The 11,979-nt window shown below is 38.0% G+C and carries 11 protein-coding genes; 3 read left to right on the plus strand and 8 right to left on the minus strand.

Annotated features, from left to right (window positions below):
* Positions 1 to 23: 23 nt before the first annotated feature.
* From rnr to ACQV2O_RS06505, 7 genes are all read right to left on the minus strand, one after another.
* Complete coding sequence (rnr, locus tag ACQV2O_RS06475) at positions 24 to 2,372, minus strand: ribonuclease R (protein ID WP_428875307.1); 2,349 nt, start codon at positions 2,370 to 2,372, stop codon at positions 24 to 26.
* Positions 2,373 to 2,392: 20 nt separating this feature from the next.
* On the minus strand, positions 2,393 to 3,163 hold the full coding sequence (locus tag ACQV2O_RS06480) for an alpha/beta hydrolase (RefSeq protein WP_428875308.1): 771 nt from the start codon (positions 3,161 to 3,163) through the stop codon (positions 2,393 to 2,395).
* A gap of 126 nt (positions 3,164 to 3,289) precedes the next feature.
* A complete protein-coding gene (secG, locus tag ACQV2O_RS06485) occupies positions 3,290 to 3,523 on the minus strand; it encodes a preprotein translocase subunit SecG (RefSeq protein WP_090290184.1) in 234 nt (77 codons plus the stop codon).
* 164 nt (positions 3,524 to 3,687) lie between these two features.
* Positions 3,688 to 4,827, minus strand: coding sequence for a 23S rRNA (adenine(2503)-C(2))-methyltransferase RlmN (gene rlmN, locus ACQV2O_RS06490; RefSeq protein ID WP_428875310.1), 1,140 nt, complete (start codon positions 4,825 to 4,827; stop codon positions 3,688 to 3,690).
* A 126-nt stretch (positions 4,828 to 4,953) separates the two neighbouring features.
* Complete coding sequence (locus tag ACQV2O_RS06495; protein WP_428874265.1) at positions 4,954 to 6,237, minus strand: dihydroorotase; 1,284 nt, start codon at positions 6,235 to 6,237, stop codon at positions 4,954 to 4,956.
* Between the two features lie 10 nt (positions 6,238 to 6,247).
* On the minus strand, positions 6,248 to 7,168 hold the full coding sequence (locus ACQV2O_RS06500) for an aspartate carbamoyltransferase catalytic subunit (RefSeq protein WP_428874264.1): 921 nt from the start codon (positions 7,166 to 7,168) through the stop codon (positions 6,248 to 6,250).
* 4 nt (positions 7,169 to 7,172) lie between these two features.
* A complete protein-coding gene (locus ACQV2O_RS06505) occupies positions 7,173 to 8,096 on the minus strand; it encodes a dihydroorotate oxidase (RefSeq protein WP_428875311.1) in 924 nt (307 codons plus the stop codon).
* Positions 8,097 to 8,776: 680 nt separating this feature from the next.
* Here ACQV2O_RS06505 and ACQV2O_RS06510 point away from each other — a divergent pair.
* The 3 genes from ACQV2O_RS06510 to mnmH all read left to right on the plus strand — a co-directional run bounded on the left by ACQV2O_RS06510 (position 8,777) and on the right by mnmH (position 11,046).
* Positions 8,777 to 9,406 carry a hypothetical protein gene (locus ACQV2O_RS06510; RefSeq protein ID WP_428875312.1) on the plus strand — a complete coding sequence of 210 codons (630 nt, stop codon included), beginning with the start codon at positions 8,777 to 8,779 and terminating at the stop codon, positions 9,404 to 9,406.
* A complete protein-coding gene (locus tag ACQV2O_RS06515) occupies positions 9,385 to 9,720 on the plus strand; it encodes a hypothetical protein (protein WP_428874589.1) in 336 nt (111 codons plus the stop codon). Before ACQV2O_RS06510 ends, ACQV2O_RS06515 begins: the two co-directional genes overlap by 22 nt.
* A 300-nt stretch (positions 9,721 to 10,020) precedes the next feature.
* Positions 10,021 to 11,046: a tRNA 2-selenouridine(34) synthase MnmH gene (mnmH, locus tag ACQV2O_RS06520; RefSeq protein WP_428875313.1), complete on the plus strand. Its 1,026-nt coding sequence runs from the start codon at positions 10,021 to 10,023 to the stop codon at positions 11,044 to 11,046.
* 230 nt (positions 11,047 to 11,276) lie between these two features.
* Here mnmH and ACQV2O_RS06525 read toward each other — a convergent pair.
* Positions 11,277 to 11,979: transposase (locus tag ACQV2O_RS06525; RefSeq protein WP_428875314.1), on the minus strand; the 703-nt coding region annotated here is incomplete at its 5' end.

The raw sequence follows: 11,979 nt of genomic DNA on the forward strand, positions 1-11,979 counted from the left end.
ACCTACTAGCATCTGATGGACTCCTAGTATTTCTTTTTCTTAGTTCTTTTTGCTTTCTTAAAGTTTCCCTTAGCAGAAATTTTTTTACCTGCTAAATTTTTACCCATTTTAGGATTCGCTTTATTTGATTTGTTTTGTCTGTTCGATTTATTCTTTTTCTTATTTTTTGTTGAAGATTGAATGATTTTTGGATCGATACCTTCTACTGCTTCTGCTTCAATTAGCTTAAAATCAATTTGTCGATCTTCGATACTGACATTACCAACCTCTATTTTAACCCTTTGCCCGATTCTAAAGATTTTATGTGTCCGCTCACCAATCAACAGCATGTGTTCTGGATTAAAATGATAATAGTCATCATCTAAATTTTGAATAGAGACAAGTCCTTCTACCGTATTGGGAAGCGCTACAAAAATTCCAAAAGAGGTAACCGATGAAATAGTTCCCCAGAAACTTTCTCCAACTTTATCCATCATATACTCAGCCTTCTTGAGAGCATCAGTTTCTCTTTCTGCATCAACCGCCCGGCGCTCCATTTTAGAAGCATGAGTCGCTATAGCTGGCAGTTGATCTTCTAACTTAGAAATCTCCTTATTTGAAGGATTGCCTAATAAATATTGACTAATTAGACGGTGAACAATCAAATCAGGATAACGGCGTATTGGCGAAGTGAAATGTGTATAGTCTTCTGCTGCTAAACCAAAGTGACCTGCTGCTTCATCTGAATACTTGGCTTGTTGCATCGACCTTAGCATCATAGTTGAAACAGCTTGTTCGTAATCTTCACCCTTGACCTGTTTAAGCGCCTCTTGCAAGGCCCTCGGTGCCATATCTTCAGTATTTCCCCTAAGAATGACCCCAAAACTTGAGATGAATTCCGCAAAACGGTCTATTTTATTAGAGTCTGGCTGCTCATGAATTCGATAGATAAAGGGTAGCTGCTTAGCTAAATAATCTTTGGCCACCGTTTCATTAGCAGCTAGCATAAAGGATTCAATTAAGCGTTCACTAGTAAACCTCTCACGTAAAACAATCTCTGTCGGGTGTCCTTTTTCGTCTACCAAAATCTTGGCTTCAGGCGCATCAAAATCGAGTGCTCCTCTATGTCGACGCATCTGATAGAGAATATCATGTAACTCAGCCATGTCCTCCAACATAGGAACAATTTCTTGATAATCTTGTCTTAAAGTTGGATCACCATCTAAAATAGCATTCACATCTGAATAGGTCATCCGATAGGATGAATGAATGACTGATTTGAAAATGCGATGCTTAATTACTTGCCCTTGATTATTAATCACCATCTCACAAGTTAGACTTAAGCGATCCTCATGAGGATTCAAAGAACAAATACCGTTAGACAATCTTTGCGGTAACATAGGGACCACGCGATCTGTCAAATAAACAGATGTTCCTCGCTCATAAGCTTCGCGATCAATAGCAGTGCCTGGTCTTACATAATGCGATACATCGGCAATATGGACACCTAATTGGTACTCTTTATCCGAAATTTTTTCTAAACTGATGGCATCATCTAAATCCTTGGCATCTGCTCCATCAATTGTAATGATTAATTGATCACGTAAATCCTTACGTCCTTGGATTTCTTCAGATTTAATTGTTTGCTCTACGGCTTCAGATTCTTTGACCACCTCTTTTGGAAATTCGTGCGGAATACCAAATTGGAAGAGAACGGCTAGTATATCAACACCTGGAGCGTCTTTATGGCCAATTTCTTTAGTCACAAGGCCTACCATTTCATTGGGCTTATGGCTATCTGGGTATTCAGCGATTTCTACAATACAAATAGTGTGATTAGCTGGATGAATACCATCTGGACGAATGAAAATTTTAGTCTCATCTGGAAATTCGCCTTGAGGCTTAATGTATCCTACATAGCCTGTGGTTTCACGTTCTTCTTGATTAAAACCATAAAACTCGCCAACTAACTGACTAACTTTACGGTCTATTACTTCAAGCACTTGAGCTTCCGAACCTTTGCCTGTTGTAGGATTAACATGTTTAACGATTCGAACACGGACTGTGTCTCCTTCCATGGCTCCTCCGTTTTTACCTCTAGGCACGAAGAAATCACTTTCACCTTCTTCATGAGATACAAAGCCAAAGCCTTTTTCATTCGCTCTGTATACTCCTATAACTTCTTCGTTTGAAGAAAAAGCTTTAAAATGGCCCTCAGATGTTAATTGAATTTCGCCAATTCTTTCCAAAAAGGCTAAAGCTTTAATTAATTTTTTATAATTTTTGGTTCCGCGATAATTAAAATGTTGGGAAAGCTGTTCCACCGAAAAGGAATCCTCTTTATTCCCTTGTAAAAAAACAATAATGTCTTTTTCTAGTCTAGATAAACTCAAATTTATTCTCCTCTCTCACCCTAAAAGGGTTGGGTCACTTGCTTGATGAAATCTAAAACTGATTTTTCAAAAGCCTTACGATCACGGTTTGTAGGAATGGAATGTGTATTATGTGGGAAATAATGAAAATCAATGCGTGCATTTACCAAATGATCTTGTAATAAATAAGAATCATCTGGCTCAATTAATTCATCTTGGCCTGATTGAGCGATATAAAAAGGCACCTTAACATTCACCAACTGTGAAGCGATTTCTTCTTTAATTTCTTCTAATTCTTTCATTTGTTGCCAATGGCCTGCCAATATATCATCAAACTCTTCCATAAATGTCTCTGTATCATGTCGTTGACTGGCCAAAAATTTACCTAAATGCATAAATGAGTTGGAAATATTGATCGGTTCCTCAGTCATAACCGGCGCATTAAAGATTCCTCCACCACTTCCTTGAAAATATTTCTGAGAAATAATATCTGTAGCCATAACTCCACCTAATGAAAGACCAAAGACTAAAAGGTGCTCAAATTTTTGTCCTAGCATCCAATGATAAGCATCATTGGCTTCTTGACGCCAAATATTTGGAGAAAAATCCAAAACTGATTTGATGTCTTGTGTATCATGACCACTAAATTGTGGCACTAATACGTTATAGCCTTGGCGATTCAATAGCCTTCCTAATAGGTTCATATCACGTGTTGATCCCGTATAAGCGTGGAAGAGTAGGATCCCTACCTTCTTATCTTGACCTTCTAAATAAACCGCCTTATCAAATGGAACATTCATCACACTTTTCACTCCTAACCTCTTATTATCATTGTATCTAAACCTTGTTGGAAACTAAAGAAATTCCTCTGTTTCTAAATAAATACGCACATGTGGCCTAATGAGCCGACATGTGCGTCTATTCAAAATCTTTAACGATTATTTAGCCGATAAGTAAGCTAAAGCTAAGGCAATGACAAAGAACAGCACGCCTAAAACGGTTGTAGCACGAATTAAAAAGGCTTCAAAGCCACGTGCTTTTGATTTAACAGAGCCATCGTCTCCTCCACCTGTTAAAGTTGAAGCAGCATTACTCTTAGATGGTTGCATAATAACTAATAAAATAATCAAAATAGATACTACAATTAATGAAATCATTAAAGCGTTATACATAGTTGCCCTCCTTTATATGGACTATCTAGGAAATTATATCATACTTTCTTAAGAATGTGATAGACATCTCCGGAACTTTTAATATTAAAAGTAAAAGCCCTTAAAAACACGACCAAAGATCTTCGTTTTTGAGGGCTTATTTTAATCGCTTTAAGATTACTTTATCATTGATTATTAGACTCATTTGCCTTTGCAGCTTTACGTGCTTGTGAAAATTGACGGATTTCTTCTTTAGTCTTTTTAGCAGTTTTAGCTCTTCTTTGACGTTCGTATTGAGACCGTAACTGCCCACAAGCCGCTTCGATTTCTGTTCCGTGTTCTTTACGAACAACACAATTAACCTTGTTTTTCATTAAAATATCAAAGAATTGCGCAATATTTTCAGCCTTAGAACGCCGGAAAGAATTTTCTGCAACCGGATTATAAGGAATCAAATTAACATAAGCTAATTTCAGCATCGGTTTCAACAGATTTGCCAATTCTTTAGCATGTTGAGGTGTATCATTGACACCATCAATCATAATGTATTCGAAAGTTACCCGGCGATTGGTTTTTTCAATATATTCATAAATAGCATCAAATAATTCTTCAATGGGATATTCTCGGTTAATCTTCATAATCGAAGAACGAGTCTCATTGTTAGGGGCATGGAGGGAAACTGCTAGATTGACTTGTAACCCTTCATCAGCAAATTCACGAATTTTTGGTGCTAAGCCAGAAGTTGAGACAGTAATATGACGTGCCCCAATAGCTAGTCCCTTATCTGAATTCACAATTCTTAAGAATTTCATCACGTTATCATAGTTATCAAAAGGCTCACCTATACCCATAACCACAATATGCGAAACCTTTTCTCCTTGACCTAATTGGTCCAAGTGTCGTTGAACGTACATGATTTGAGCGACTATCTCACCTGTTTCTAGATCTCTTACTTTGGGTATCAAACCCGAAGCACAGAACTTACAGCCAATATTACAGCCAATTTGCGTTGTGACACACACTGAAATACCATAATGATGATACATTAAAACCGTCTCAATCATTGATTTATCTTGTAATTCAAACAAAAATTTAGTGGTTTTATCTTGGGCTTTCTGTACAATTTTTGCCCTTAAGGGAGAAAAAATAAATTCCTCGGATAAAGGTTCTAAAATCTTTTTGGGGATATTAGTCATCTCTTCGTAGGACGCCACATGGTGACGGTAAAGCCATTGCCAGATTTGATCTGCCCGGTATGGCTTTTCTCCTCTTTGAGCTAGCCATTCGATTAGATCGTCTAGGGTCAAACTATCTATTGATTTCACTGATAAAACTCCTCTATTTATTAAAAACTTCATGTTCAGTTTAGCACAAACAAAAGAGCCTGTCTTTATTTTATTTCCATTCTAAAGAATAGCCATTAGCCTCTAGCAAAAATTCATGAGATATTCTTACGCCTGATAAACAAGATGGCCCTGATAAATAGTTGCTAAGGTTTTACCTTTAACTTGCCAACCTACAAAGGGTGTATTGGTCGATTTAGAAGCAAATTCCTTTGGATCGATTGGATATTCATGGTCAATGTCGAAAATAGCTAGGTCAGCAATAGACCCCACAGTAAGATCGGAAGCTGGTATATTAAAGATTTTAGCTGGTTCCCATGCCATCCAATTGATTAACTGTTCTAAACTACAAATTCCTCGTTCAACAAGATAAGTATACAGCAAAGCGAAAGCAGTTTCTGATCCCACAATACCAAAAGGTGCTTTAAGCATACTCTGATTCTTTTCTTCTGCCATGTGCGGAGCGTGGTCGGTTGCTATACAATCAATCGTTCCATCTAGTAGACCTTGAATTAAGGCTGCTTGATCCGCGCGACTTCTTAATGGTGGATTCATCTTCCAATTGCCATCATCAGTTGGAATATCTTCATCACACAAGAGAAGATGGTGGGGACAAACTTCACAAGTTACTTTTACGCCCTCAGCTTTGGCAGCGCGAATAACCGCTACACTTTCTTTAGTTGAAACGTGACAGACATGGTAGTGGCAGTTTGCCTCTTTAGCCAAAATACAATCTCTGGCAATCTGACTGGATTCAGTCGCAGAGTATATTCCTGGTAAACCTAACTTTTCACTTACCTTCCCCTTATGCATGACCCCTCCAAAAAGCAAAGAATTATCTTCAGTATGGGCCACAATTGGTCGGTCTAATTGCTCAGCCATTTGCATAGCTTGAAGCATTAAACCAGCTGTTTGAACGCCCTTGCCATCATTGGTAAAGGCAACAGCTCCTGCTTGTGTTAAAGCAGGAAAATCAACCAATTCTTTTTCGGAAGTAATTTCTAGTGAAATCGGTGCATACTGATGTACTTTGATGCAAGCTTCTTGCTCGTTTAATTGCATCAAAGCTGTAAAATCTGCTAGATTATCTGGAACTGGATTTAGATTTGGCATTGCACAAACTTGTGTATAACCGCCTCGAGCCGCTGCTTTTGAGCCGGTTTCAATGGTTTCTTTTCCTTCGAAACCAGGCTGACGAAAATGAACATGCAAATCAATTAGCCCCGGAGTAATTAAACCGTTTTGACCATCAAAAATTTTAAGCTCTTCATGAGATAATTCATTCAACAGATCTAGACCAATCGCGTTAATCTTTTGGTCTTTAATTAAAAGCTCTACTGCTTGAAATCCACCTTGACGATTTAGCATTCGCACATTCTTAATTAATAACATCTTTTCCCCCCTACTTTCCGTTCATAACTGCTTCAATAATTGACATACGCATAAATACACCATTTTTCATTTGTTCAGCTATTACAGATCTTTCTGACATGACTAATTCATCAGCAATTTCTACCCCTCGATTGACCGGTGCAGGGTGCATAATAATTGCATGGTCTTGCATGCGACTGGCTCTTTCGGTATTTAAACCGTATAAACGATGATAGGTTTCCGCTTCGAAACTATCTGGCTGGTCATGGCGTTCTAATTGAACTCTTAAGAGCATTAAGACATCGACTTCTCCAATCAATTCATCAATGGGTAGATAGCTTCCGAAATGATCAAAGGTTTCATCATACCACTCTTCTGGTCCTGAAAAATATAGTTCAGCTCCTAAACGAGATAAAATTTCAGCGTTAGAATGAGCAACACGAGAGTGACTGAGGTCTCCTACGATTGCTATTTTCAAACCAATAAAACGTTGGAATTTTTCATAAATGGTCATCAAGTCGAGCATACACTGTGTAGGATGCTGAGAGGCCCCATCCCCACCATTAATAATTGACAAATTCAAGTGCGGTGATTTCATCAACGGCTCGAAGTAATTTTCTTCGCGAGTACGTACCACAACTGTATCTACCCCTAAAGATTCAAGTGTAATTAAAGTGTCTAAGAGGGTTTCTCCTTTGGAAAGTGAAGATGTTTTAGCATCAAAAGCAATAACCGGCATACCTAACTTTTTCTCAGCCATTTCAAAAGAAAGGTGCGTTCTTGTCGAATTTTCCAAAAAAACATTACAAACAAAGTGTCCTGGATACTGTGGTAATAGTGAGCGATCAAGGTTTTTAAATTCGATGGCTCGATGAATTAGTTTCATTACCATTCCTGAATTTAGTTTCTTGGTTGATTCAAAATGCTTAAAAACTAAGTTGTGATTACTCATTATTTTATCCCTCCATGTACTGTAATTTACCGCGGTAATCTTCTATTTTTTGATAGCCATAAGATGCCATTTCAGCCTTTAATTCTTGATTCAATCGCTCAAAAATTTGTGGTCCTTCTTCCATCAAAGCTGTTCCTACTTGAACCATTGAAGCTCCACAAAGAATGTGTTCAAAAGCATCACGCCCACTTGCAACGCCCCCTGTCCCAATAATGGCTATGGAGTCATTTAGACGCTGGTAGAAGGCATGTACATTAGCCAGAGCCGTTGCTTTAATTGCGGCTCCTCCAATCCCTCCAAAGCCTTGCTTTGGTTTGATTGCAACAGTTTGATCTTGAATCCACAAACCATTACCGATTGAATTGACTGAATTGACAAAAGAAAGCGGAAATTGATTCAAGATTGCGGCCACTTGATCAAAGTGAACCAGATCAAAATAAGGAGGTAATTTTACTCCTAGTGGTTTGTTTACAAAACTAAACACTTCTGTCAAAATCTCGTGCATGAGTTCAAAATCATAGGCTGTCTGGGGTTTGCCGACTACATTTGGGCAGGACAGGTTTAATTCGATCAAGCCATTGAATGAAGCATCTTGTACTTTATGCAAAACTTGGTAGATTTCCTCTTTAGAAAGGCCCGTTACCGACAAGAAAAGATCTGAACGATCTAACTCAGAAAGATAGTCTAGATAATAATCAATCCCTAAATTCGGTAAGCCCATAGAATTGATTGAACCGTGAAGATTCCCCACATAGCGTGGCTCAGGATTGCCCTTTCTCGCTTGACTAGTAGCTGTTTTGGTAACAAAAGTAGCAGCTTGAGAGTCTAAAATTTCATTTAGCTCTTCTCTTGTTTGGCAATGAACCCCGGCGGCATTCATTAAACAGGATTTAAAATGTTGATTGGCAATTTGGGTCGTAAGCGTCATTTCATACTTCCTTTCATAAGTTGAATTCGCTTAGTTTTAACCAAAAAAGAGGTCAGTAACGAAAAACCGTTACTGACCTCTTGCGCACATAAAAGGATATCCCATTAGAGAGAGCTTCTCCAATGAACTATTCAAATAAATCTTTCATGTATCTCGTACACGGTTAAAGACTAATAAAATTTTTCTTTATTATAGCCCGACCATTCAAAAAAATCAAGACTTTATTAAAAATAATCGACTCTTTGTGTTAAACGTAAATGATAATGTCTCAAGAGAACACAAATCAAAATGTCCCACTTCTGAGTTATACTTCTTTCAAGGGTAGTTAGATGAAAGTTTGATTAACAATGTTCGAGCAAAGAAAATATGCTGTCATTCAATCGGTTGCACAGGGCCGAAAATCAAAAGCCAAAGACCAAGTGGAGCTCGGTTTATCGCGTCGCTCAATAAACGACGATTAACTGTCTATAAAACCTATGTTAAATTAGGCTTTCAACATGGAAATGTTAATCACTCCCCAATTAATAAAATAAGTCAAACAATTGAAAAAAGATTATCCATTTGTACCAAACTGTCTATGAAGGGTTCAATTTTAAACACTTCTGTGAAAAATTAAAGGCGTGTGAACAGATTCAAATTTTCGAATCGACTCTTCCAAATATCATGAAAAACATCAGACAGTGTCTCCTAAAGCGCGAAGACAAACACGTCGTCAGCCAAGACAAGCTCTCGAACAAAAAATTGAAGCCAAAGGAACACTCTCTCAACGGGATAAGGCGCTCTCTCAAACGGTAATTACTCTTTCTCCTGAAAAGGCTCACCTGGTATGTCCACGTAAAAAATATGCTGGCGATCCCCTTCAAATGGATGCTTCACAACACCAGTGGTTTGAAGGAGATACTTCCTATTATCATCTTCACACTACTATTGATGACGCGATGGGAAGGGGTGTTGGAGCTTCGTTTGATACGCAAGAAACCCTCAATGGCTATTCTGAAGTTACTCAACAATTTCTTACAAAATATGGCATACCTTATGAAATTTTGACAGATAATCGATCGATTTTTGATCAAAGAGGGACACAACGCAAAGAGGCCTCTTTGTCCGAAGCTATCGAACAAAAGGCCTCCACTCAATTTGGATATGCGTGTCAGACGCATGGTATTCAATTAAGTTCCACTTCAATTCTGCAAACCAAAGGACCTATTGAGCGACTCTTCGGTATGTTTCAAGACCGTCTTTTCAATGAGATGAAGCTTGCAAATATCCAAACCATTCAAGAAGCCAATTGCTATCTCCCATCCATTTAGAGACGTTTAATAATCAAATTGCCCTCTCAATTAAGCCTAGCATAACCGCCTTTGAAAGACTAGCTAAGGGTATGAATTTAGATCCTATTCTCGCACGCTTTAATTGGTGTCGTATTCAAGCTAAGCATGCCATTCAGTATCAAAAGCATCGTTATCGTCTCATTGATCAGCAAGCTAAGCCCGTCTATTTGAATAAAAAGACAAAAGTGTTGGTGATTGAAAGCCGTAAACAAGAATTGTTTGCCTCTTACAAAGATCAACTCTATGCATTGGAAGAAATTCATCGGCATAAGTCGGTCAGTGAAAATCTATAAGAGCAAGCGATAATTGAACAAGCTAAACCTTCTATCCCACCTCTGTCTCATCCGTAGAAAGCAGCTTCCTATCAACCGTATTTATATAAAATGAAGACAAGAAGAGGCAACCAAGCAAAGCCCGGTAGGACTTTCGATCAATTCTTACTTGTACCCAAATTAATCAAAATTTCGGGACATAATCGCTTGGGGTTGACAGTCTTTCTTCAAGAAAAATAATCTAATCTTTCATTTTATAGTGATTAGATGTAAAATTTAATATTGAACTTATCTATTTAGTAACTAAAGGAAGGTGATCTTTTGAAATATTTAATTTCTTATCAACAATCAAAATCTTTATTAAACCCACTTTGGATAGATGTCAGAAGTCCTAAGGAATTTGCTCAAGGCCACCTTCCAAATGCTATCAATCTTCCTGTTATGGATGATTCAACCCGCCATGAGGTTGGAACACTTTATAGCCAAGGACAGATTGACCAGGCTAAACAAGTTGGTATTAATTTTATGAGTGGTATTTTACCGACCTTTTTTCAACATATTATAACAGCTAGTCATGGCCATACATTAATTTTCTATTGTAAAAGTGGTGGCTTTCGCTCTTCTTCAATTGTTGGTTTATTAGATGGACTCGGTTTGACTGTCTATCAATTAGCTGGAGGGTACCAAGCTTATCGCCAACGTGTATTAGATCAACTCGAAGTACTACCTCATCACTTTCAATTCGTATCTTTAGACGGTATGACTGGAACGGGCAAAACCTTGATTTTAAAACACATCGAAGCAATGGGTGGCCAAGTATTAGACTTAGAAGGTTTAGCGAATCATAGAGGGTCGCATTTTGGTCAGATTGGATTGGGTCAACAACCTAGCCAAGCTAATTACGAGGCAGCCCTAATTAACAAACTTGAATCATTCCAACCAGGCATTGTTTTTATTGAAGGAGAAAGTGCTAGCATTGGTAAGGTGCACACCCCCCACACCCTTTATCAAGCATATAAACAATCCCCCCATCAAGTCTACATTGATTCACCAATAGATTTACGAATTGAACGAATCGAAGATGAATATATTAATGCTTCTGATCAAAAAAATTTAGCAGAGATTAAAGAAAGCTTGAACAGAATGGATAAGATGAACCCGCAACGCAAGGCTATGCATATAGAATCCCTTAATCAAGGTGACTATGCATCCGTCATTAAAGATCTCATCCTTTCATACTATGATCAACACTACACACTTAAAAATAAAAATTTTGAATATCAGATCATTAATTATTCTTCGCTGGATACTGCGCGTGCTTTAATCGACCTTTACGACGTTTTATAGTGAAAAAGCAGCGACCTTTTTGTCGCTGCTTCAGACTGAAGACAAACCCTTTGTGAGTTAAACTCAAATAAAGGGGTTGTCTTTATTTTAGTTATAAATCACATGAAAATAAAAAAAGCGAAGCCTTTTTAGCTTCTCATCTCCAATATGTTTGCCAATTTCTTCATGTTTAAACAAGCAAAAGTCAGCCCTGCTTTGAATTCCATCAAGGCTTTTCCAATTAAATGCGTCTATCGAAAGCCATGATGCTCCTTGGCAGTGCCAAATAATCTTTCTACTGATTCCTTACGTTCTTTATAAAGCTCTCGCATGCCATCTGAATGTCTTATATCTTCACATGTTTCAAGGGCTTCTTGCCAGACATGTCGGGTAATCACACGATTATTTTGATATTTCTTCTGGTCGTGACTCGAAGCTTTGTACTCTCGATAGCCTTTTCGATTGGTAGTTGTATAGCGATAGACCACATCGTTTTCATCTAAATAACAATCATAGTATTCGTCATAGATAATGTTTCTATTCTCCCGTTTACGTCTTGGCCGTGTATAAGGAAACACCGGTGTAATTTCTTGTTTTAATAGGAATTGGGCGATTGTGGGTGTTTTATACCCAGCATCCGCAATGATATAAGCGGGATTAAAAGGAATAATCTTTTCAAATAGTGATGGAAATGCTTGCGTATCGTGAGTATTTCCTGAGTGAACGCTGTAACCCAACACCCATCCATTACGATCACAGGCTGTTTGAATGTTATAGGCAAAGACTTGTTTATGATCTCCTTTATGGAACCATCCTGCCTCCGGATCATTAGGACTGATTTTTTGGGATTTTGTTAAGTGCTTCTTTTCGGTATTTTTTAGAGGCTTTTTACCGTGAAGCGCTCGGTCTTCTTGAACGGCTTCCATCATTTCCTCTGCCAACCATTTTGCTTGG

Origin of the sequence: Facklamia sp. P13055, from assembly GCF_050409445.1 — a bacterium.
In the GTDB taxonomy this organism is placed as follows: domain Bacteria; phylum Bacillota; class Bacilli; order Lactobacillales; family Aerococcaceae; genus Facklamia.